General features: G+C 42.0%; 22 protein-coding genes, 2 tRNA genes and 1 pseudogene. 15 read left to right on the top strand and 10 right to left on the bottom strand.

The window, feature by feature from the left end; all coding sequences use genetic code 11:
• The first annotated feature begins 79 nt into the window (after positions 1 to 79).
• Entirely contained in the window at positions 80 to 706 is a 627-nt protein-coding gene (locus J5O05_RS03260) for an HD domain-containing protein (RefSeq protein WP_208843574.1), read from the top strand.
• A 44-nt stretch (positions 707 to 750) separates the two neighbouring features.
• Here J5O05_RS03260 and J5O05_RS03255 read toward each other — a convergent pair whose 3' ends face one another.
• Positions 751 to 1,731 carry an ion channel gene (locus J5O05_RS03255; protein WP_208843573.1) on the bottom strand — a complete coding sequence of 327 codons (981 nt, stop codon included), beginning with the start codon at positions 1,729 to 1,731 and terminating at the stop codon, positions 751 to 753.
• 88 nt (positions 1,732 to 1,819) lie between these two features.
• On the opposite strand from J5O05_RS03255, the gene J5O05_RS03250 reads away from it, so the two are divergent.
• Positions 1,820 to 2,479, top strand: a complete 660-nt coding sequence (locus J5O05_RS03250) for a M48 family metallopeptidase (RefSeq protein WP_208843572.1) — start codon at positions 1,820 to 1,822, stop codon at positions 2,477 to 2,479.
• A 44-nt stretch (positions 2,480 to 2,523) separates the two neighbouring features.
• Here the strand turns inward: J5O05_RS03250 and J5O05_RS03245 are convergent.
• Positions 2,524 to 2,608, bottom strand: a tRNA-Tyr gene (locus J5O05_RS03245).
• Positions 2,609 to 2,633: 25 nt separating this feature from the next.
• Positions 2,634 to 2,718: transfer RNA gene (locus tag J5O05_RS03240), tRNA-Tyr, on the bottom strand.
• A 112-nt stretch (positions 2,719 to 2,830) separates the two neighbouring features.
• Here J5O05_RS03240 and J5O05_RS03235 point away from each other — a divergent pair.
• Positions 2,831 to 3,343: a VC2046/SO_2500 family protein gene (locus J5O05_RS03235; protein ID WP_208843571.1), complete on the top strand. Its 513-nt coding sequence runs from the start codon at positions 2,831 to 2,833 to the stop codon at positions 3,341 to 3,343.
• A 280-nt stretch (positions 3,344 to 3,623) separates the two neighbouring features.
• Here the strand turns inward: J5O05_RS03235 and J5O05_RS03230 are convergent, their stop codons facing one another.
• From J5O05_RS03230 to J5O05_RS03220, 3 genes are all read right to left on the bottom strand, one after another.
• Entirely contained in the window at positions 3,624 to 4,076 is a 453-nt protein-coding gene (locus tag J5O05_RS03230) for a YchJ family protein (RefSeq protein WP_208843570.1), read from the bottom strand.
• Position 4,077: 1 nt separating this feature from the next.
• Positions 4,078 to 4,512, bottom strand: coding sequence for a SulA-like leucine-rich domain-containing protein (locus J5O05_RS03225; protein ID WP_208843569.1), 435 nt, complete (start codon positions 4,510 to 4,512; stop codon positions 4,078 to 4,080).
• A gap of 121 nt (positions 4,513 to 4,633) precedes the next feature.
• Positions 4,634 to 5,101, bottom strand: a complete 468-nt coding sequence (locus J5O05_RS03220; RefSeq protein ID WP_208843568.1) for a sel1 repeat family protein — start codon at positions 5,099 to 5,101, stop codon at positions 4,634 to 4,636.
• Positions 5,102 to 5,221: 120 nt separating this feature from the next.
• Between J5O05_RS03220 and J5O05_RS03215 the strand changes: the two genes are divergently transcribed.
• On the top strand, positions 5,222 to 6,514 hold the full coding sequence (locus J5O05_RS03215) for an NCS2 family permease (RefSeq protein ID WP_208843567.1): 1,293 nt from the start codon (positions 5,222 to 5,224) through the stop codon (positions 6,512 to 6,514).
• 26 nt (positions 6,515 to 6,540) lie between these two features.
• Here J5O05_RS03215 and J5O05_RS03210 read toward each other — a convergent pair.
• Positions 6,541 to 7,298: pseudogene (locus tag J5O05_RS03210) on the bottom strand (hypothetical protein).
• A 309-nt stretch (positions 7,299 to 7,607) separates the two neighbouring features.
• Between J5O05_RS03210 and cysB the strand changes: the two are divergent.
• Positions 7,608 to 8,585 (top strand): HTH-type transcriptional regulator CysB, encoded by a 978-nt coding sequence (gene cysB / locus J5O05_RS03205; RefSeq protein WP_208843566.1) that lies wholly within the window; start codon positions 7,608 to 7,610, stop codon positions 8,583 to 8,585.
• Positions 8,586 to 8,625: 40 nt separating this feature from the next.
• Here cysB and J5O05_RS03200 read toward each other — a convergent pair whose 3' ends face one another.
• The 3 genes from J5O05_RS03200 to pabB all read right to left on the bottom strand — a co-directional run bounded on the left by J5O05_RS03200 (position 8,626) and on the right by pabB (position 12,008).
• Positions 8,626 to 10,002 (bottom strand): L-serine ammonia-lyase, encoded by a 1,377-nt coding sequence (locus tag J5O05_RS03200; protein WP_208843565.1) that lies wholly within the window; start codon positions 10,000 to 10,002, stop codon positions 8,626 to 8,628.
• A 79-nt stretch (positions 10,003 to 10,081) separates the two neighbouring features.
• Positions 10,082 to 10,645 carry a CoA pyrophosphatase gene (locus J5O05_RS03195; protein ID WP_208843564.1) on the bottom strand — a complete coding sequence of 188 codons (564 nt, stop codon included), beginning with the start codon at positions 10,643 to 10,645 and terminating at the stop codon, positions 10,082 to 10,084.
• A 25-nt stretch (positions 10,646 to 10,670) separates the two neighbouring features.
• Positions 10,671 to 12,008 (bottom strand): aminodeoxychorismate synthase component I, encoded by a 1,338-nt coding sequence (gene pabB, locus J5O05_RS03190; protein WP_208843563.1) that lies wholly within the window; start codon positions 12,006 to 12,008, stop codon positions 10,671 to 10,673.
• 165 nt (positions 12,009 to 12,173) lie between these two features.
• On the opposite strand from pabB, the gene J5O05_RS03185 reads away from it, so the two are divergent.
• The 10 genes from J5O05_RS03185 to J5O05_RS03140 all read left to right on the top strand — a co-directional run bounded on the left by J5O05_RS03185 (position 12,174) and on the right by J5O05_RS03140 (position 21,150).
• Positions 12,174 to 13,700 carry a fumarate hydratase gene (locus J5O05_RS03185; protein WP_208843562.1) on the top strand — a complete coding sequence of 509 codons (1,527 nt, stop codon included), beginning with the start codon at positions 12,174 to 12,176 and terminating at the stop codon, positions 13,698 to 13,700.
• A 308-nt stretch (positions 13,701 to 14,008) separates the two neighbouring features.
• On the top strand, positions 14,009 to 15,049 hold the full coding sequence (locus J5O05_RS03180; RefSeq protein WP_208843561.1) for a Leu/Phe/Val dehydrogenase: 1,041 nt from the start codon (positions 14,009 to 14,011) through the stop codon (positions 15,047 to 15,049).
• 57 nt (positions 15,050 to 15,106) lie between these two features.
• Entirely contained in the window at positions 15,107 to 15,334 is a 228-nt protein-coding gene (locus tag J5O05_RS22835) for a CatA-like O-acetyltransferase (RefSeq protein ID WP_425281516.1), read from the top strand.
• Entirely contained in the window at positions 15,318 to 15,758 is a 441-nt protein-coding gene (locus J5O05_RS03170) for a CatA-like O-acetyltransferase (RefSeq protein WP_244369757.1), read from the top strand. Before J5O05_RS22835 ends, J5O05_RS03170 begins: the two co-directional genes overlap by 17 nt.
• Positions 15,759 to 16,172: 414 nt before the next feature.
• Entirely contained in the window at positions 16,173 to 16,943 is a 771-nt protein-coding gene (locus J5O05_RS03165; RefSeq protein ID WP_208843558.1) for a DUF3450 domain-containing protein, read from the top strand.
• A 6-nt stretch (positions 16,944 to 16,949) separates the two neighbouring features.
• The gene (locus tag J5O05_RS03160; protein WP_208843557.1) at positions 16,950 to 18,314 is read left to right on the top strand and encodes a MotA/TolQ/ExbB proton channel family protein; all 1,365 of its coding nucleotides are present in this window, start codon (positions 16,950 to 16,952) and stop codon (positions 18,312 to 18,314) included.
• On the top strand, positions 18,314 to 18,838 hold the full coding sequence (locus J5O05_RS03155) for a MotA/TolQ/ExbB proton channel family protein (RefSeq protein WP_208843556.1): 525 nt from the start codon (positions 18,314 to 18,316) through the stop codon (positions 18,836 to 18,838). Before J5O05_RS03160 ends, J5O05_RS03155 begins: the two co-directional genes overlap by 1 nt.
• Before the next feature lie 14 nt (positions 18,839 to 18,852).
• Entirely contained in the window at positions 18,853 to 19,257 is a 405-nt protein-coding gene (locus J5O05_RS03150; protein ID WP_208843555.1) for an ExbD/TolR family protein, read from the top strand.
• A complete protein-coding gene (locus tag J5O05_RS03145) occupies positions 19,257 to 19,874 on the top strand; it encodes an energy transducer TonB (RefSeq protein WP_208843554.1) in 618 nt (205 codons plus the stop codon). The genes J5O05_RS03150 and J5O05_RS03145 overlap by 1 nt, the downstream gene beginning before the upstream one ends.
• A 10-nt stretch (positions 19,875 to 19,884) precedes the next feature.
• Complete coding sequence (locus J5O05_RS03140) at positions 19,885 to 21,150, top strand: tetratricopeptide repeat protein (RefSeq protein WP_208843553.1); 1,266 nt, start codon at positions 19,885 to 19,887, stop codon at positions 21,148 to 21,150.
• Positions 21,151 to 21,155: the final 5 nt, after the last annotated feature.

Genomic DNA, 21,155 nt, shown 5'->3' with positions numbered 1-21,155 from the left:
GTTGGCCCAACATACAAATCTACCTTGAGTTTCAAAGTAGGGATCGGTAGATTGTAAATGTAACTGATTGAGGAAAGTGATGGAAAGTTTAGAACAAGCCTGTAAATCGTTTATTTTGGGGACTGCTATTGCGGATACTGCTCACGACATCACGCATATTGAGCGGGTTGTTGCGGTGGCCAAAAAATTAGCATTAGCAGAAAATGCAGATCTTGATGTTGTCATTCCTGCGGCATGGTTACATGACTGTGTGGCCGTGCCTAAAAATCACCCTAATCGCGCAATTGCATCAAGGTTAGCAGCAGACAAGGCGACCGATTTTTTACAACAATTTGGTTATGATGAATCTAAACTCCCAGCGATTCACCACGCAATTGTCGCACATAGTTTTAGTGCCAATGTAGTACCAGAATCCCTAGAAGCTCAGATTGTGCAAGATGCAGATAGAATGGATGCACTTGGCGCAATAGGGATCAGCCGCTGTATGAAAGTTGGAGGTGCTATTGCCCGTCATGTGTATCATCCTAAAGACCCTTTTTGCGAGACTCGAGAACCAGACGACAAACTTTATACATTAGACCATTTTTTTGTCAAACTGCTTAAAATTCAAAATAGTATGCATACTAACGCAGCGAAAGAAGAAGCGCAGCGTCGTACACAATACATGCATGCTTTCCTAGAACAGCTCGCGTCGGAGATTAGCTAAAAGTGACACTCATTGGTCATGTGTGAAATCATGACCAAGGCAATTCATCGAGTCATGCGTTTTACAAACACCACAACGAACAGTGCTAATGTAAAGCTGCCTGTAAACGCCTCGACCGCGGCGATAAAGCGAGATACGCCGACTGGCGTAATATCTCCATACCCAAGGGTTGTAAAAGTCACGACGCTAAAATAAAAACTGTTTAGTAGGGCGTTTAAGTTATGTTGCCACGTTTGTGCAGCATCAAAAACAATGATCTCGCTTTGAAAGCTGACGCCTAACATGAAATAACACAGCGCACAAAAAAAGATCATACCTAGAGAGAAGCGGATTACATTTTCGGGCTTTTCGCCATAACCGCAGAAGAAATCGCTAAAACTAGAAAATAGCCATTTTTTTGAGCCGACTGGGTATTGCTCGTGCCGCATCTGTAGCTCTCGGTACAAGTAGTTACCAGCCATCTCAAACAATCCTTGTTGTTCAGCCCCTTTCCTCAAAATTCGATAGATTTCTTCTGATTGCTGATACATGTCCAACGATTCGGCTAAGTTGCCTTGTTCTTTGGCGGATTTGCCATGTTTCTCTTGGATAAGAGCATGCCCTAAATCGATGTTATCGATTCTCGTATTATCAAGCTTAATGCCAAGTAAATTTGTGTCTTTTAAATCAGTGCAATGTAGATTGGCTTCACGTAGATCCGCTTTCATGAGTGAGGCATGTCGAATTGTATTATTAAAAAGATGTGCTCCGCGTAGGTTGGCGCGATAAAAATTGCTATACGAGAGGTCATATCCAACATTTTTGTCGATGTTGATTAGATTTAATCCCTCAAGATTAACGCGTTTCAATTCTAAACCATGGAGTAAGCCGCCACGTTTGGCATAGCGTTCAAGTTTATGTGTTAACTCAAGCCCGCTTTTATCAAACTTATTGTCATGCCAAAAACAAAAACCTGACCCCATATCGATTTCACTGCAGGTGTGACCATCGGGTGATACATATCGGCATTGCGGTTTATTTTCCATTTAAACAACCTAATAAATATCGTTGTCTTATAAGGTTAGCAGTAATTTTATGAGGTAGAATGCGATTCAACGTATTTTTGGAGTTGAAATGTCGTTTTCATATCAATTAAAACTCAGCAGTCGTCGTAAATCTGTTGCGATAAAAATTGTAAAAGGTCAGGTCAATGTTTACGCACCTAAGAATGTAGACCAGCAATTTCTTGTTGCTTGGTTAGATTCAAAGGCGAGCTGGGTTATAGAAAAGCAGCGAGAATCTGAGCGACTATTTCAAGCCGAATTGCGTCAAAAATCGGAGTCTTTCTATTTGAACGGCACTCGGTATAGCATCGTGATGGCCAGTTCATGCCGTACACCGTGTTTATGTCCTGAGACTGGTGTTTTGAGGGTTTCAGAAAATGACATGTTGAATCTCAATACACAGCTTGAAAAAATCTACTGTGAATCGCTTTCACGTATTCTTGATTCAAGATTGAAGTACTGGGCTTCACGAATGAATACTCATTTTCAGAGTGTGAAAATTAGATACTATAAGTCTCGTTGGGGAAGTTGTGACAGTAAAGGTCGCTTAACATTTAACTCAAAGCTTGCCTGCTTACCAGAGTCTTTAATTGACTATGTCGTTGTCCACGAACTTGCACATCGCACTTATATGAACCACAGTAAGGCTTTTTGGACTTTAGTAAGTCAATATTATCCAGAACATGAGAAAGCAAAACAAGAAATAAGACGTTGGGCTAGATTAGTTTGATATTGAAGGAGATTTACTTTTTTGAACCCTCTTAGAGAGGGGGGTGGTGGAGGGGGACGGATTCGAACCATCGAAGGCAGTGCCGTCAGATTTACAGTCTGATCCCTTTGGCCGCTCGGGAACCCCTCCATATTGTGTGTCGCTGTGAGGATGTTGGTGGAGGGGGACGGATTCGAACCATCGAAGGCAGTGCCGTCAGATTTACAGTCTGATCCCTTTGGCCGCTCGGGAACCCCTCCTCAGCAACGGGATGCATAGTATCAAAAACTTTATTTATGTAAAGAAAAAAACTAAAGAAAAATGAAAAAAAGCCGATAAATTCTATGTTGTTGAAATAAATGATTACTAACTATGCAAATCGAACAAGGTTTAATCAGAGAAACCCAATTAGACTCGGCACTTAATCACTCGGTCCATCAGGGTCGTCGTAGTGATTTTGCTATGATGCTGTCTATGCTATCTCAAGATGCCTTAGATTTTGGTCAATTTCATCTTCCGACAAGCGAAGTAGAAGCAAACGACAAAAGTGAAGCAGCGCTTAAAAAAGAATTGCAAATCGGTCCTCAGAAGCCTCTCGCACCTGAAACGTTTGATATGTTAGTTAGTGAAGAAAATGCTTTCATCGTTCAGCACTTTGGTATGACTGCAATGCAGTTGAAAGAGTGTCTAATGCCAGAGCCTTTAGCTGTAAGAGATGACAAAAAACATATCCCACTTAATGTACTGGATAACTGTGAATTAGCAGTTAGAAGAAAAATTCAAAAAACAGCAGCGTATAAAAATGCGATTCCAATGGATGCCGCGGGTTTTTACGACCAACTCGCGACCGGTGAACACGAAGCAATGTTAAATGCAGTAGCTTAGTAATTACATAAGCAAAGAAGCGTACTTTACATATTGTTATGCGAGTAGCCTAGACTCTTAAGCCTTGCCTTTATTATCACTAAACAACGGATCCCAACCACAAAGGGACAATTTAGCTTCAATGTACGTGAAGCGAGGTTTCTTATGGGGAAAAATGAGCGGGTAATTAGGTAGAGACTTTATAGTGCTCGTCCACAGGTCATGTTGGAAGAGCAGCTCATTGTGTGTTTAAGTTTCAAGTTGCCTAAAATTGAATAACTTTCTTAACAATATACAGCAGTTATTTTAAATGGCATTGCTTGTACTTCTTACCGCTTTCGCACGGGCAAGGGTCATTTCGAGCAATTTTAACCTCTGCATGAGGAAATAACTCCCCATCACGGTATTTCCAGCGACCATCTTCCTGTACAAAATTAGAACGTTCGTGCAGTGCCCCTAATTTTCCATCGAGCAAGTAATAGGCCTTAAACTCAACTTGGTCACTCGTCGGGCAGCTAATAATCTCTAATCGTACAAACTGGCAGCTATTAGCAAACTCAGAGATATCTTTAATGCTGTGGTTTTCCTGCTCTTTTGCAGTATAAGTATCTAGTATGTAGTCAGCTAAACCAAGCGCATACGCTGCATAACGTGACCTCATCAATTGCTCGGGCGTATCTGGTATGTCTTCTCTTCGGTGAAAACGACCACAACAAATGTCATAGTTTTTGTTTGAACAACAGTTACATTTCATATTAACACATAATAAGCGGTTTCAATTCTTCTTGCTGCGCCTCTCTAGAGAAGCAATACAGCTGAGTTTTATTACTAGGGGAGATATGTAATGTTTCTAACTCACTTGGTTTTAAAATATCAGTCCAAGTGATCACCGCAGCAAAGTTACCGTTATGAAGAGCTGAATTAAGAACGTAAGGTAAGTCTACCAAATGCTTTTGCCTGATCACCAGTAGTTTACTTGAATCAATAGAGCATGATTGCAGCATCATCTTATTTGGCACGTTGTCTGGCGCAATGAGCAATGTCCAACCGTGCTTTTGGTTACACGTGTGTAGTACTTTTAGCAATTCTAAACTAGCTGAAATTTCATCTTCGGTGTAGATGATTTGTACAGGGTTTTCGTTCTCAGAACGGTAGCTTTTTACTTGTGTAATTGAAATTGGTTGAAGCATGTTCTACTCACTGGGTTTTTATACAGTATTAGTATACAGTAGTTTATACAGTTATTTTAGGCAAGTAGTATTTTACAAATTTTAACCAATCTAATGTCGATAAGTTTATAACATATTGAATTTAAACTTCTTCATTGTCTTTTAGCATGCCGAAAAAATGTAACTGATGGATTTGTTCATACAGTGAAGCAGCATAGCATTCGGCTTCTTTGAAACGTCGAGTTGTTATGTAGGTTTTCAGATCGTGTAATATTGGTTTTGCTGCATCATACCCCTGGCTTTTTGCCAAACTTAGCCAAGCTACGGCATGATATACGCTTTGTGGTACACCCTGACCTTTAACGAAAAGCAACCCCATATAAAATTGTGCTTTATTATCACCCGACATTGCTGCATATCTCAGCCACTTTGCTGCTTGCGGGAATTGCTTTTGCTGGAGAAAGTAAAGGCCCTTATTTAACGGTGTTTGTTCGGTAAACTGTGCATCGTTGGCGCTAGGCTCTTGTCCTGTAACGACAAAGGATAAGACATTATTTAATTGTTGCTCTAAGTCCGCGCTATTGCTGCTTTCAAAAGGGTTGTTGTGCATAGTAATTCTTCACCATTAACTCTGTAGATAGTTTAGTCGATTTTTACTGTTTTTGTCCTATTTAAAATTCGATTTATGTTAAAATCCAAACACTTGTTTCTAATTTATAGGCTGATTTCGATGCTCGAACGCGTGTTCTCCATAAAAGCTCAAGGTTCCACTGTGAAAACCGAGGTAATTGCCGGCTTAACTACATTTATTACAATGGTTTATATCGTCTTTGTTAATCCAGCAATGTTAGCGGAAGCAGGCATGGATCACGGTGCGGCATTTGTTGCGACGTGTTTGGCCGCTGCGATTGGCTGTTTTATTATGGGGATTTGGGCGAATTACCCTTTAGCTTTAGCACCTGGCATGGGCCTAAATGCATTTTTTACTTATGGCGTTGTAATGGGCATGGGGTACACATGGCAAGCGGCATTGGGGGCTGTGTTCGTATCTGGTTGTTTATTCCTTATTTTAAGTCTGTTTAAAATACGAGAATGGGTTATTCAAGCCATACCGCTTGTGCTCAAGCAAGCTATTGCCACCGGTATCGGTGCGTTTCTGGCGCTAATTGCATTGAAAAATGCTGGGATTATTGTCTCAAATCCCGCCACGTTCGTTCAGCTTGGTAATATTACTGAGGCTGGTCCCTTGCTCGCCATTCTAAGCTTCTTCTTTATTGCGGGACTAATGTTTCGTGATGTGAAAAGTGGTGTACTTATCAGCATTTTCCTTGTCACCTTAATTGCTCTGAGTTTAGGCCTTGTCGAATACAAAGGGGTCTTTGATATGCCACCTTCGCTTGCGCCTACGTTTCTTCAAATGGACCTTGCTGCTGCACTGGAAGTATCCATGTTAAGTGTGGTTTTCGCATTCCTATTTGTTGACTTGTTTGATACTTCAGGGACGCTAGTTGCGGTGTCTCAAAAAGCGGGGTTAGCGGACAGTGAAGGGCATATGCCAAGACTTGGTCGTGCTTTGTCAGCAGACAGCACGGCAACAATTGCGGGTGCTGCGTTAGGTACTTCTACAACGACATCTTACATTGAATCGGTAGCAGGTGTGTCTGTGGGTGGAAAGACAGGACTTACTGCTGTAGTTGTTGGTGTGTGTTTTCTTGCGATGATGTTTTTTGCACCATTAGCCTACATGGTTCCTGCCTATGCTACTGCCGGCGCGATTTTGTATGTGGCCGTTTTGATGCTGCAGAACTTAAAATTTGTTAATTGGGATGACATGACAGATGCAATACCAGTCAGTGTTGTACTGCTGATGACACCTCTAACGTTTTCAATAGCACATGGTATTGCTCTTGGGTTTATCTCTTATACGGCTATTAAAGTTTTGTGTAAGCGCGCGAATGAGGTGAGTGTTAGCGTGTGGATTTTGTCGATATTGTTTATCGTGAAGTTCGCTTTAACGATGTAATCAATTTGAAGGAGAAAAAGTGGTTTCTACCACTTTTTCTTCGGTGCAAACAAGACATCTAAATCATCGCGTTCTTGTTCTGCTTTTTTCTTAACAGACGAAGCGTTAGATGCTTTTAATTCAACACTAATTTCTTCTAAATATTTTTCCAATTCAGCGCGTTTTTCGGAAACGTATTCGTCGTTGTAAGTGACGCTACAAATTGTGGCATACGCTTTCTCGAAATACTGTCGTGCAGAACCAACCATATTGGCAGCACGAGCTGAGCGACCGCGCTTGATTTGCGATTCAACATTGATACGAAGTTGTAATTTCTCTAATCGTTTGTCTTCCATTACGAATACTTGAGTATCAACTTTTCCTTTCGAATGTTCCGAACGCAGGATTTGTCGCAATTTCTTGATGCCTTGCACAAGCGCAATAATTTGCTTGTCATTGTCAGGCATCACTAATCGTTCAGCGTCTGCGCCATCAATACTGCTAGAAATACGCTCTTTTGACTCATGTAATCGGTTTTTTAATTCTCTAGATGTCGGCGACAGCTCAACCATGACTGCAAGTGCGTCATGGACTCTTCTTTGAATTATACGGACTATCGTTTCAGACATCGGAATATTGCTGGCATTCAGGATGACATCTTCAGACTCTTCGATTACTTTTTTTGTTTTGCGAGTTCTTTTCGGCGCTCAGCTTCTTGTTTCTCTTTGTGTTGTTGAATCGCACTGACCCAAACAGCAATCACAATGAGTGCAACAATCAGCATAATGATGACCGTAACAATCATAACCCAATCTCTTTATTAACAACTTCGTGGTATGTTTTCATCTTACATGAATAAATGCGTTTGTGGACATAATTCCGATATAAGTCCAAAAATACCAAACAATTTCATCATTTTTTATTATAGCTGATAGTTTATTTTTAGCGCTAAATGAGGGAGTAGACAGCTATCTGTTCGATAGGAATTGTGCTAGCCTTACTACCTCTGTGCTCATTACTAAGCTAGCTTTACATTGTAACGCGGCTTAGAACATTTCGTTGCAGCGGTGATGTACCACCTTGGCAATAGTAATAATAAAAAAGACTATAAACTATGAAATTACAACAACTTAAATATATAGTTGAAGTATTGAACCACAATCTCAACGTCTCTGCAACGGCGGAAAGTTTATACACCTCTCAGCCAGGTATTTCCAAGCAAGTTCGTATGTTAGAAGATGAACTTGGCGTGCAAATTTTTGGCCGCAGTGGTAAACATTTAACCCACGTAACGGGGGCGGGCAATGAGATCATCAATATTGCACGTCAAATCCTTTCCAAAGTTGAAAGCATTAAAGCTGTGGCAAATGAACATACCTTGCCTGATCAAGGCAAACTTAATGTCGCAACCACACACACTCAAGCACGCTATGCATTACCTACGGTCATAAAAGGGTTCATGAAGAAGTACCCTAAAGTGTCGTTACATATGCATCAAGGTACGCCACAGCAGATTTCAGATGCTGCCGCGCGTGGAGATGCTGATTTCGCCATTGCGACAGAAGCTTTGCATTTGTACAGTGATCTAATTATGTTGCCGTGTTACCACTGGAATCGCAGCATCGTTGTCACGAAAGACCATCCGTTGGCGCAAAAAGGTAAGAATATCTCTGTACCAGATGTGGCTGCATTTCCATTAATAACTTATGTGTTTGGTTTTACAGGTCGTTCTGAACTTGATAAAGCATTTAACGCACATGGGTTAGAGCCGCATATCGTATTTACTGCGACGGATGCGGATGTCATCAAAACCTATGTTCGTTTAGGATTGGGGGTGGGTGTACTTGCTTCCATGGCGGTAGATAAAGAAAAAGACAGCGACCTTGTATGTATTGACGCGAGCCACTTGTTTGAAGCGAGCACGACCAAAATTGGATTCAGAAAAGGTAGCTTCTTACGCGGGTATATGTATGACTTTATTGAGCGTTTCGCGCCGCATCTAACAAAAGATGTGGTCGAAAGAGCGAGTCTAATGCGTAGCCAAGAAGACGTCGACAATCTTTTTAAAGACGTTGAGTTACCACTAAAATAAAAAAAGCTGGCTTAGCCAGCTTTTTTTATCATTTCAAGAATTAACATTCGATAATGTTAACAGCAAGCCCACCGCGTGCAGTCTCTTTGTACTTCGTCTTCATATCATTGCCCGTGTCGAGCATTGTTTTGATAACTTTGTCTAAAGATACTTTTTGTTCACCACTGCCGCGCATTGCCAAACGTGACGCATTAATGGCTTTTACTGCCCCCATTGCATTACGTTCAATGCAGGGGACTTGAACGAGGCCACCAACAGGGTCGCAGGTTAAGCCAAGGTTATGTTCCATGCCTATTTCGGCGGCGTTTTCTACCTGAGTTGCATTGCCACCCATAATTTCAGTCAGTGCACCTGCGGCCATAGAGCACGCTACGCCAACTTCACCCTGACAACCTACTTCAGCACCAGAGATGGACGCATTTTTTTTATAAAGAATACCAATTGCAGCAGCTGACAGAAGGTAACGAGTCGCAATTTCGCGGTCCACTTCTTTAATAAATGTATGGTAATACATCAATACAGCTGGAAGGATACCCGCAGCGCCATTCGTTGGTGCCGTTACAACACGACCACCTGCGGCATTTTCCTCATTAACTGCTAGGGCAAATAGATCAACCCAATCCATTGCTCTTAACGGATCGTTTGAATTTTCAACGTTAAGTTTTAAATACAAACTAGGTGCACGACGTTTTACTTTTAAGCCACCCGGTAAAATGCCTTCTGTTCGGATCCCGCGCTCAATACACGCTTTCATTACTTGCCAAATGTTAAATAACTCTTCTTTAATATCAGCTTCTTTGCGCAAGGTTTTTTCGTTTTGCATCATCAGTGAAGAAACACTCAAACCAGACTCTTTGCACAGAGAAAGTAATTCGGTAGCGTTGTTAAATGGGAACGGTGCCGGATTCTCTTCACGGACGTCTAATGCAGCTTTCTTTTCTTGTTCAAAGTCTTGGTCGCGCACGATAAAGCCGCCACCAATAGAATAGTATATTTGGCTATGAACCATTTCTTCGCCAACAAAAGCTTGTAGTTCCATTGCGTTCGAGTGCTTAGGGAGCGTTTTTCGACGGTGGAAAACAATTGCACCTTGCTTTGGAAAATCAACCGCATTGGTTTGATCTAAGTAGATCATTTGTTCGCGTTCAATTCTATCAAGAATATCTGGGACGGCGTCTGCATCGATAGATTCAGGATCGAAGCCAGCCAAACCTAGAATGACCGCTTTACCTGAACCGTGGCCAATACCAGTTTGTCCAAGTGAACCAAACAGTTCAACTCGTACAGACGTTACTTTATCAAACAATTCAGATGCTTGAAGATCTTTTACAAACAAACGAGATGCACGCATTGGCCCTACTGTATGTGACGAGGACGGCCCAATGCCGATACTGAACATGTCGAATGCGCTGATCATAAATATTACTCAACATTGCCTAAGAACGGGGGCACATCATAACGTGTATACAATCTGTTGTAACTAGCTGTAGGGGTAATTAGCTTATGCGCTCAAATAAGTTGTGCATTATTTTGGCGGTCGCTCCCCACAGAAGTCCCTGCTCAGTCATCTTGCCATTTACGGTGATTGTGCGATGCTTAACAGGCACTTTAATCTGAGACCAATTAGATGGCTTCATTGCTTCTTCTAAAGAAATCAAGAAGGTAGCTTCAACTTCACCAGGGTTAGGCTTAATGGATAGTGGCCAATTCAATGTGGCAATGATAGGGCTGATAGAGAAACCCGTGGTCGTATCTATGGGTTCGATTTGGCCCAGAATCGTTACATTTTCTACTGGTATGTCCAGTTCTTCATGACATTCTCTAAGCGCAGTGTGCACAACTGACCGATCATCAGGGTCAACTTTCCCTCCCGGAAAACAAATTTGGCCGGGGTGGTGTTTAAGATAAGTAGGGCGTTTGCAAAGCAGTAAATGGGCTTGGTCGTCTATATTTACGACAGGCACTAAAACGGCGCTTTGACGAAGCTTCATGGGCGAATAGGTATTTACTCCACTTTGTGTGTAGAGCATAAATCGAGACACAAATTCTGCAAATCGCAATCGCTTCTCCTGTTATATTCGCACTTTACTCTAGTACAGGTAAGATTTTATTGACCTTATGTAACGTTTCTTCGTACTCGCTTTGGCAAACGGAATCAGCAACAATACCTCCGCCAGCCCAACAATATAGTTTATCGTGAGTAGCGATAAGCGTGCGAATTGTAATTGACGTATCCATCCTTCCGCAGGCGCTGACATAACCGATTGAACCACAATAAATGCTACGACGATGTGGCTCAAGCTCTTCAATGATTTCCATTGCTCTAATTTTTGGAGCACCTGTAATCGAACCACCTGGAAATGCAGCGAACAATTGATCAATAGGAGTAAAACCCTCAGCAAGCTCCGAAGTAACTGTACTGACTAAATGATGTACAGCGGGAAAACTTTCAATAGCAAACAAACTCGGCACTTCAACGCTACCGGGTTTGGCAACTTTACCTAAATCGTTTCTCAACAAGTCGACTATCATGACATTCTCTGCTTGGTCTTTTGGCGAATGTCGTAATTGCTCTGCGAGTGCTCTGTCATCTTGAAGCGTTTTACCGCGTGGCAAAGTGCCTTTAATGGGTTTAGTTTCGACTTTTCTATCTTCAACTTTGATAAATCGCTCAGGTGAAACAGATAATACGCAACCGTTAGGGTGATTTATAAAGGCAGAAAATGGCGCTTGATTTGACGCCCGCAATGTCTGATAAGCAATCCAAGGTGAGCCGGTAAAATTAGCACTGAAACGCTGTGCTAAATTAATTTGATAACAATCGCCGCTGCGTAAGTACGCTTGTATTGCCTCGAATCGTGCTTGGTAGTCACTGAATTGCAGGTTAGACGTCCATGACGACGAAAGTTGGAATGACGCGAGGTTTGTTTCAATACGTAACTGTGCCATAAAACGAGCGAGGCGATTTGTAGCGGGCTGATGCACATAAAACCATTGCTGGTCACGATGGCTAAAAACTAACGCGTCCGGATAAAGACCCACAGACATATCTGGGAAATCAATATCGTGTTTTGCATGCTCCGGCATTTTTTCGAGATATCGACCTAGGTCGTAACAAAAATGACCAACCCAGCCACCTCCGAATGGTAAAGAAGTGCGATTGCTCGAACAATAGCTTGAAAGTAACTCGTTCATTTCTGAACGAACGTCCACTATTTCTTGTTCGTCTCTAAAGAACTTGCCCTGGTTGGCTTTTATAATGTGTTCCGGCCACGATACGATGATGTCAAATTGACTATTTGAGTGTGACGCACCGGCTGAATCGAGTAATACAGCGTAGGGAAGCGCGGCAAAATGGCCAAAACAATCGTCCGTAGATAGCGAAATGTCTAATGGGATTACTTGGATTTGCTCATTTATCATTTACTTCAACCCGAAAACTAGCTCGAAACGGGCGAGGAGGGTATCATAAATACACCGTTTACCATAGTGGTGACAGTTATCTGTTCAATTCGCTACTGTGGAAGTTTAACTCAAGCGTCATTGGTGCAAGTTATTTGACCAAATGTCGACAATTAAGGAATCGATATGAGCGTTATTCGTCAGCAAGATTTTATCGACAGCATTGAAGATGCACTTCAGTACATCTCATACTATCACCCTCTCGACTTTGTCCAAGCGTTAGAAAAAGCATACAACAAAGAACAAAGCAAAGCGGCAAAAGACGCAATTGCCCAAATTTTGATTAACTCGCGTATGTCTGCCGAAGGACGTCGCCCACTTTGCCAAGATACAGGTATTGTGACGTGTTTCGTGAAAATCGGTATGGACGTAAAGTGGGATAAAACAGATCTTACCGTTCAACAAATGGTTGATGAAGGTACTCGCCGCGCATATCTAAATCCAAACAACCCTCTGCGTGCATCTATTGTTGCCGATCCTGCAGGTAGCCGTAAAAACACGAAAGACAATACGCCTTCAGTTGTGCACATCGATATGGTGCCAGGTGCAGAAGTAGAAGTGATGATTGCAGCGAAAGGCGGTGGTTCTGAAAACAAAACTAAAATGGTTATGCTTAACCCTTCTGATGATGTTGCCGAGTGGGTTGAAAAAACATTGCCATTAATGGGCGCGGGCTGGTGTCCTCCGGGTATGCTAGGCATAGGTATCGGTGGTACAGCAGAAAAAGCTGCGGTACTTGCTAAAGAGTCTTTAATGGACCCTGTCGATATCCATGAGTTGATGGAACGAGGTGCTGAGACAGCAGAAGAAAAGCTTCGCCTTGAAATTTATGAGCGTGCAAACAAGTTAGGCATTGGTGCTCAAGGCCTTGGTGGTTTAACGACGGTCGTTGACGTAAAAATTAAAACAGCGCCTACACACGCGGCTTCTAAGCCAGTTGTGATGATCCCGAACTGTGCTGCAACTCGCCACGTTCACTTCACGCTTGATGGCTCAGGTCCTGCGAACCTAGAAGCACCAAAAGTTGAGGATTGGCCAGAGCTCACTTTTGAAGTGGGTGCAGATACACGCCGTGTGAATCTAGATACACTAACAAAAGAAGATACGCTCGATTGGAAAATGGGTGAGACGGTACTTCTTACAGGTAAAATCCTAACGGGTCGTGACGCTGCGCATAAACGTCTTCAAGATATGATTAACTCAGGTCAAGGGTTACCTGAAGGTGTCGATTTCGACAACAAGTTTATCTATTACGTAGGACCAGTTGACGCAGTAGGAAATGAAGCTGTCGGTCCGGCAGGTCCAACAACAGCGACTCGTATGGACAAGTTCACCGACATGATGCTTGAAAAAACGGGCATCATCGGCATGATAGGTAAAGCAGAACGCGGCCCAGCAACAGTAGAATCGATTAAACAAAACAAATCTATCTACCTTATGGCTGTAGGTGGTGCGGCTTATCTCGTATCTAAAGCTATCAAAAAAGCGCGTGTTGTGGCTTTTGAAGATTTAGGTATGGAAGCAATCTACGAATTTGAAGTAGAAGATATGCCAGTGACGGTTGCTGTAGACAGTGATGGTAACAACGCTCACACAGCAGGCCCTGCAATTTGGAAAGCGAAAATCGAAGAATTAGACGAAAAACTTCGCTAATTAACGGTTTAGATCAGCGCGGCAATGTCCGCGCTTTTTTGTACAAATAATCTTACAAAGCACTGTTCGTTTACGTAAACGTAAACAAGTCATACCTGAACGCTAAATTTCTTAGTTAAAAATCTCTTTTGAAATAATCAATAAAGACTAGTTAATTTGCAATATTTAAAAAGATTGCATTAATAATTTCATTTTTCTTTTTCACGAGGTTTTATCATCTCATTTTGTGGCGAGAGAGAACAGTTAATGTTAGAGTCATCGGAATTTCAGCGCTACCCTCAGGGTATTACATTTCGGAGAACAAGAAAGTGGCTGTATTTAACCAAGTTGAATTTGATAATCATGAACAAGTCGTGTTTTGTAGCGACGAACAATCAGGCTTAAAAGCTATTATCGCAGTACACAGTACGGCTTTAGGTCCAGCAGTAGGTGGATGTCGCTTGTGGAACTACGCAACAGATGATGAAGCGATTGTCGACGTTCTTCGTTTATCAAAAGGCATGACCTACAAGAATGCAGTTGCTCGTTTACCGTTTGGTGGTGGCAAGTCGGTTATTATCGGTGACGCAAAGTCGATTAAATCCGAAGAGCTGTTCCGTGCATTCGGTCGTCACCTTGAGCGCTTGGGTGGTTCTTACTATTCTGCTGAAGACGTAAACATCACCACAGGTGATGTGATGATGATGCACAAAGAAACGAATTATGTACTAGGTCTTGAAGGTAAAAGTGGCAACCCATCACCTTATACCGCATTAGGCACTTTTTTGGGTATTAAAGCAGCGCTTCAACATAAACGCGGTAATCAAGACATTAAAGGTCTGAAAGTGGCGGTGCAAGGTCTAGGTGCAGTTGCATACGGTTTGTGTAAACATTTACATGAAGCAGGTGCGGAACTGTTTGTTACTGATATCAATCAAGCTTCGATTGACCGTGTAGTAACAGAATTCGGCGCGACAGCGGTTGGTATCGATGAAATCTATGATTTAGATGTCGATGTATATGCACCTTGTGCATTGGGTGCAACACTCAATGATAATACTATCCCACGCATAAAAGCTAAAATCATCGCGGGTTGTGCAAATAACCAGTTGGCGGCTTCTCGTCATGGCGATATTCTGCGCGACAACAATGTTCTATACGCACCAGATTACGTCATCAATGCGGGTGGAATCATTAACGTATATTATGAAACAAACCCAGAAGGCTACAATGAGGCGAAGTCAATCAAGCACGTAGAAGGTATTTACGACACGTTACTTGAGATCTTCAAACGCGCAGATGAAGAGAATAAGTCGACGCACCATATTGCGGACGAACTAGCGCGTGAAATCATCGCAAACGGTTTATAAAATTCCAAAATAAACGTTATTCTTTGGGCACTGTATGTGCCCATTTTTATTTTTACAATGTCTCAACTCACCGAAATTGACCTAAACAGTTGGTCCAGAAAAGAACACTTCAACTTTTTTAATGAATTTGCACAGCCATACTTTAATGTGTGTGTTTCTCTAAATATGAAACTGCCGTATCAGTATTGTAAGTCTCATTCAATTTCTTTCAGTTCTGCCTACGTTCACGCACTCGGTCTGGCGATTAATGACTATGAGCTCCATGCGAATGCGGATCAAAGATAATAAGCCCGTTATTTGTGAAACAGTAGAGCAGAGCATTGTTACACTCGCTGATGACGAAACCTTTCGTTTTGTGACCCTATCAACGGAAATGACTTTGGAAGATTTTGACAAAATGCTTAAAATTCAGAAGTCGGTCGTTCATAACGAAGCACTGTTCAGCGAACGGGTAAGAACAAATGAAAAGCGTCTTGATGTAAGCCATGTATCTATTTTGCCATGGTTAAATTTTAGTGCTTTCTCTCACGCAACCAATTTTGGAAAGTCGACAGGTATCCCAAAATGCGTATTTGGCCGATACAATGCCGAAACTGGTCTAACCCCTTTGTCAATCGATGTTCATCATGCATTAATGGATGGGCTTCATGTTGCAAATTTTGTCGATAAATTGCAGAAAAAACTGGATGAAATACGGGTAAATGACTAAAACTATGGATTCTTAGGTTAAATATTAAACGAAATAGCTTGTTGCAATATCTTATATAAATAAAAAAAATAAAATTAAGATAGTCATATAAAACATAAGGTTACTGAGGCTTGTTTAGATTTAATGTTTAAGTTACATCAGTAGTGTAATTTGTAATTAAATGTAAATAATAGAGGTAAAAGGTACGTCACTAGTGGGGTTGTTAAGATTCTAGCTGTGTTATAATGTTAATATAATGTTTTTTTTGAATTTAATACAGAAACTTGCCATAAAATTGTTTCGCAGGTTAAGTTGACACGGGCTAAGCCTTTTAGCATTATTGGAGGGTTGATATCTCCCAAAAGATATCAGGGTTGCCCCTAGATAAGGGGTGATAAAATTATAAAAGTAACATTACTTAATTGGTTGGGAACTATGTCTGTTAAAATCAGAAAGAGTCTTGTAGCTTCTGCGTTGGTTGGCGCATTTGCACTTGCAAGCAGCAATGTGATGGCAGATCCGTTGAAAGACGTACAAAACGTAGGTCAGCAAATTCAAGCGGACGCTAAAAAATCTCAAGAAAAAGTTGATAACTTATACGGTCAATCTCAAGAGCTAGTCGCTGAATACCGTGCGACAATTGACGAGACTGAACTTTTAAAAGTTTACAATGACCACGTAGCTCGTTTGGTAGCTGACCAAAACGCAGGTATCGAGTCTTTTGATCGTCAAATCGCTGAAGTAGACAAGACTAAACAAAATGTTGTGCCTTTGATGTATCGCATGATTGATACTCTCGAGCAATTCATCAAAGCGGACATTCCGTTTGACACTGACGTTCGCCTTGGCCGCGTAGAAAAGTTACGTGAGTTAATGGTTAACTCAAAAGTAACAACGTCTGAAAAGTACCGTCAAGTACTTGAAGCGTACACAATCGAAACTTCTTACGGTTCTGCGATTGCTCCATCACAAGGTTCATTACAAATCGATGGTAAGAACATCAACGTTGACTTCGCACGTTTAGGCCGTGTTGCTTACGTTGCACAGTCTTTCGACTTAAAACACGCTTGGGTTTGGAACAACAAAACTAAGACGTGGGACGCGTTAAGTGATGAGTACCTTAAGCCTATCAAAGATATGATCCGTATTGCTCGTAACCAAGCAGCACCTGATCTTGTTAAACTACCTGTCTTTGGCGCGGAGTAATCAATAATGAAGAAACTATTTAAAGGCTTTGCTGTTGCTGCAGCGCTTTCTGTTTCAGCTGGCGCCGCGTTAAACGCACACGCTAATACACAAGAGCTTGACAAGATTTTAGAACAAGTTAAGCAACAACGTATCTCTGAAGGCAAGCTTAACAAAGCTCGTGAGCAAGAGTTCCTATCAGCTAAAGCTGACAAACAAGCACTTTACAACAAAGCAAAACGTGATTTTGCAGCTGAGCAAGCTCGTGGTGAAGCACTTAAAAAGCAATTCGCACAAAACGAAATCACACTAGCAGAAAAAGAAACTGCACTAGAGAACGCTAAAGGTACTCTTGGTGAAATGTTCGGTGTTGTTCGTCGTTCAGCTTCTGAAGCAATCGGTTCAATCGAAGCTTCAATCGTAAGTGCTGAAAAACCAGGACGCGCTGAAGTACTTCGTTCACTTGCGGCAGCTAAAGAGCTACCAACTGTTCGTGAACTTGAAGAGCTTTGGATTGCATTCCAAACTGAAATGACTGAATCAGCTAAGGTATCTAAATTCCAAGCGGAAGTTGCAGAGCTTAGCGGTGAAGTAAAAACTAAAGAAATTACACGTGTTGGTAACTTCAACCTAGTGACTAAAGATGGCTACGTTTACTACTCAGCAGAAACTAAGTCAATCCAACCACTTGGTAAACAACCAGATGGTTACGTACTAGACACAGTAACAGCTCTAATCAATGCACCAGCAGGTCAAGTAACACCTTTCTACTTAGACCCTACACGTGGCGCAATCTTACGTCTTAACACTCAACGTGCTACGACTGAAGAGCGTTGGCACCAAGGTGACACGGTTGGTTACATCATCACAGCATTGCTAGTAGTTGGTGCACTAATCGCGTTAGTACGTTTCCTAGACCTAATGTTAGTTACGGCGAAAATCCGTTCTCAAATGAAGAACATCAACACGCCAAACACAAACAACCCACTTGGTCGTATCTTGAAAGTGTACCATGACAACAAGAATCAAGACGTTGAAAACCTTGAGCTTAAGCTTGACGAAGCAATCCTACGTGAAACTCCACGTATCGATGCTGGTATCAACATCATCAAGATCCTTGCTGCTATCGCACCATTACTAGGTCTTCTAGGTACGGTTGTTGGTATGATCATGACGTTCGAATCAATCACACTATTCGGTACGGGTGATCCGAAGATCATGGCAGGTAACATCTCTCTAGCACTTGTTACGACAGCTCTAGGTCTAATCGCAGCACTACCACTAATCCTACTACACGCTATCGTTTCTGGCCGTAGTAAAGCAGTTCTACACATCCTAGATGAGCAAAGCGCTGGTATCATCGCATCTCACGCGGAGAAGGAGAGAGCATAATGTTAGTCCTGATGGAGATTTGGGAATCTATCAGGGATTTTGTTGCTACAGGCGGCGATGTTTTATACGTAGTCGCGATAGCACTCTTTCTAATGTGGGTATTAATGATTGAGCGCTATTGGTTCTTACTAGGCGAATTTCCAAAAATGCAAAAGGAAATAGTCGCCAAGTGGGACGCCCGCCAAGACACTACGTCTTGGTACGCACACAGAATCCGCGAAGCATGGATTTCTGAAGCGTCTGAAAAATTAGATGAGCGTATGTTGATTATCAAAACATTGGTTGCAATGTGTCCACTAATCGGCTTACTAGGTACAGTAACGGGTATGATCACAGTTTTCGAAACTATGGCTACTCAAGGTACAGGTAACGCACGTATGATGGCATCAGGCATTTCAATGGCAACGGTACCAACAATGGCTGGAATGGTTGCGGCACTATCTGGTGTTTTCTTTAGCACGCGTCTTGAAGCAAGAGCGAAAATGGCTAAAGAAAAACTAGTAGATAGCTTGCCACATCACTAGAGAGAGATAATTTTATGGCACGTAAACAACGTTTTCGTGAAGCAGAAGAAGCAGCAGTTGATATGACGCCGATGCTTGACATCGTATTCATCATGCTAATTTTCTTTATCGTAACTACATCGTTCGTTAAAGAAGCTGGTATTGAAGTGAATAAGCCGAAAGCTGCTCAAGCACAAAACACTAAAAACGCAAACATCTTTATCGCGATTCGCGGTAATGGTGAAATCTGGATGGATAAGCGCCAAGTTGATGTTGAGCGTGTTAGTGCAAACTTGGAAAGTATCCTTGCTGAACAACCAACTGAAACAGTTATTATCCAAGCGGATAAAGATGCTAAACACGGTGTGGTTGTGAAAGTAATGGATCAGATTAAAGCTACAGGCGACAATCTCAAGATTTCAATCGCTGGAGATAAGTAATGATTCGTTTTCTGTTTTCACTTTTAACAGGTGGGGCAGTTACTTTCGGCTTGTTCTTCTTTATGGCGTACCTAATCTCCGGTGGAGCTGACCGTGCGCAAGATACTAAAGAACAGATTGTAGTCGAAATTTTGACGAATCCGCCTGAATCACAGGTGCAGGAGCGGAAGCGGGTACCACCGCCGCCGCCACCTCCACCAAAACAGCCGCCTAAACCGCAGCCACCACAACCAGATAATGCTGACCCGACGCCAGGTGCACTGACGTTCAATATGGGTTCAATCAATATCGGCGGTAGTGCTGGTGGTATCAGTGGACCTGGAGCCTTTGGACGTGACGGTGATGCAACACCTATCGTACGTATTGAGCCGAAGTATCCAATTGAAGCTGCGCGTGATGGTAAAGAAGGTTGGGTACAACTTTCATTTACTATCAACGAACTAGGTGGCGTAGACGATGTTGAAGTAATCAACGCCGAACCTAAGCGTATTTTCGACCGTGAAGCGATTCGTGCGCTTCGCAAATGGAAATATAGACCGAAGGTTGAAGATGGTAAGCCAGTGAAACAATTTGGCATCCAAGTTCAACTAGACTTTAAACTTAACCAAGGCAACTAAGGAGGCAGGTATGAAGCAATTTTCTAAAGCAACCGCACTTGCACTTCTTCTATCGATCTCTGGTTCAGTTGTTTCGACAGCTGTACTTGCTGAGCCTGATTACGCGAAAATTGAAGAGCGTAAGAAAGCAAAGACTAAGATCATGGGCGAACGCGTTGGTAAGAAAGTCGTTAAGGCGTTTGAGCTTTACAACGAAGACAAAATCGACGAAGCAATTGCCCTATTGCGTGATATCGAAGCTTCTGACGATTACGACAAAGCGACGGTTGACCGTTATTTAGGTCAGTTATTAGCTCAAAAAGAGCAAATGTCAGACGCGGCGAAGTACATCGCTCAAGCTATTAAGCCTGAAGCGCTGAACTTCAAAGACCAAGCAGATACAATGAAGCTTTACGGCGATTTGTTGATGGGCTTAGAGCGCTACGATGAAGCGATCAAGGCTTACAATGCTTGGATGGACTATTCAGGTGATCAAGACCCGAAAGTTTTCGCACTGGTAGCTCAAGCTTATTTTCAGTTGAAAAACTACAACTCAGTAGTTAAGAACGCTGATAAAGCAATTGAGCTGAGCAAAGAAAAGCCTGTTAAAGACTTTTACCAGCTGAAAGTTGGTGCATACTTTGAACTTAAACAATACAAAAACCTTGTTGAAGTAGCTGAGACAATGGTTAAAGTATTCCCTACAGATGCAAAAGTATGGACTAACCTTGGTCGTTTCTACATGCAAACTGAAGAGTTCCAAAAGGGCTTAACAGTGATGCAAGTAGCATACAACAAAGGTTACATCGAGACAGAAACAGACTACAAAGTTTTGGCGAGTTATTACTCATTAGTGGACATCCCTTGGAAGGCTGCTAAATACTACGAACAATTTATCAATGAAGGTAAAGTAAAACGTACGAAGCCAAACGTGTCAGCATTAGCAAGCTACTATCATGCTGCAAAGCATATTAAAGAAGCTGCTAAATACTATGAAGAAGCTGCTAAGTTCGATAACGACTCAGAGCTTTACCGTAGAGCTGGTGCACTACTTGTTGAGCTGCAAAGTTATCCTGCTGCAATTGAGCGCTTAAACAAAGCTTTAGAATTAGGTTCGACTAAGAAAGGATCTATCTATAGCTCGTTAGCAGAAGCTTACTTATACCAAGATAAGTACAAGCAAGCTTATGAAGCGATCTTAAAAGCACAAGATGACCCGTCAACGGTGAAATTTGCTAAGAGCTGGGCTGGCTTTATTAAAGATAAAGCGCGACGTAAAGGCGTTTCCTTAAAGTAATTTAA

The sequence above is a fragment of the Pseudoalteromonas xiamenensis genome, assembly GCF_017638925.1.
Taxonomy (GTDB): Bacteria; Pseudomonadota; Gammaproteobacteria; order Enterobacterales; family Alteromonadaceae; genus Pseudoalteromonas; species Pseudoalteromonas xiamenensis.
Note: the sequence above shows the minus strand (reverse complement) of the source record. Positions and strands in the feature narration are given on the sequence as shown.

Coding starts and splice junctions, on each gene's coding strand:
- J5O05_RS03260 (WP_208843574.1), top strand. CDS start 80: ATGGAAAGTTTAGAACAAGCCTGTAAATCGTTTATTTTGGGGACTGCT.
- J5O05_RS03255 (WP_208843573.1), bottom strand. CDS start 1,731: ATGGAAAATAAACCGCAATGCCGATATGTATCACCCGATGGTCACACC.
- J5O05_RS03250 (WP_208843572.1), top strand. CDS start 1,820: ATGTCGTTTTCATATCAATTAAAACTCAGCAGTCGTCGTAAATCTGTT.
- J5O05_RS03235 (WP_208843571.1), top strand. CDS start 2,831: ATGCAAATCGAACAAGGTTTAATCAGAGAAACCCAATTAGACTCGGCA.
- J5O05_RS03230 (WP_208843570.1), bottom strand. CDS start 4,076: ATGAAATGTAACTGTTGTTCAAACAAAAACTATGACATTTGTTGTGGT.
- J5O05_RS03225 (WP_208843569.1), bottom strand. CDS start 4,512: ATGCTTCAACCAATTTCAATTACACAAGTAAAAAGCTACCGTTCTGAG.
- J5O05_RS03220 (WP_208843568.1), bottom strand. CDS start 5,101: ATGCACAACAACCCTTTTGAAAGCAGCAATAGCGCGGACTTAGAGCAA.
- J5O05_RS03215 (WP_208843567.1), top strand. CDS start 5,222: ATGCTCGAACGCGTGTTCTCCATAAAAGCTCAAGGTTCCACTGTGAAA.
- cysB (WP_208843566.1), top strand. CDS start 7,608: ATGAAATTACAACAACTTAAATATATAGTTGAAGTATTGAACCACAAT.
- J5O05_RS03200 (WP_208843565.1), bottom strand. CDS start 10,002: ATGATCAGCGCATTCGACATGTTCAGTATCGGCATTGGGCCGTCCTCG.
- pabB (WP_208843563.1), bottom strand. CDS start 12,008: ATGATAAATGAGCAAATCCAAGTAATCCCATTAGACATTTCGCTATCT.
- J5O05_RS03185 (WP_208843562.1), top strand. CDS start 12,174: ATGAGCGTTATTCGTCAGCAAGATTTTATCGACAGCATTGAAGATGCA.
- J5O05_RS22835 (WP_425281516.1), top strand. CDS start 15,107: ATGTCTCAACTCACCGAAATTGACCTAAACAGTTGGTCCAGAAAAGAA.
- J5O05_RS03170 (WP_244369757.1), top strand. CDS start 15,318: ATGCGGATCAAAGATAATAAGCCCGTTATTTGTGAAACAGTAGAGCAG.
- J5O05_RS03165 (WP_208843558.1), top strand. CDS start 16,173: ATGTCTGTTAAAATCAGAAAGAGTCTTGTAGCTTCTGCGTTGGTTGGC.
- J5O05_RS03160 (WP_208843557.1), top strand. CDS start 16,950: ATGAAGAAACTATTTAAAGGCTTTGCTGTTGCTGCAGCGCTTTCTGTT.
- J5O05_RS03155 (WP_208843556.1), top strand. CDS start 18,314: ATGTTAGTCCTGATGGAGATTTGGGAATCTATCAGGGATTTTGTTGCT.
- J5O05_RS03150 (WP_208843555.1), top strand. CDS start 18,853: ATGGCACGTAAACAACGTTTTCGTGAAGCAGAAGAAGCAGCAGTTGAT.
- J5O05_RS03145 (WP_208843554.1), top strand. CDS start 19,257: ATGATTCGTTTTCTGTTTTCACTTTTAACAGGTGGGGCAGTTACTTTC.
- J5O05_RS03140 (WP_208843553.1), top strand. CDS start 19,885: ATGAAGCAATTTTCTAAAGCAACCGCACTTGCACTTCTTCTATCGATC.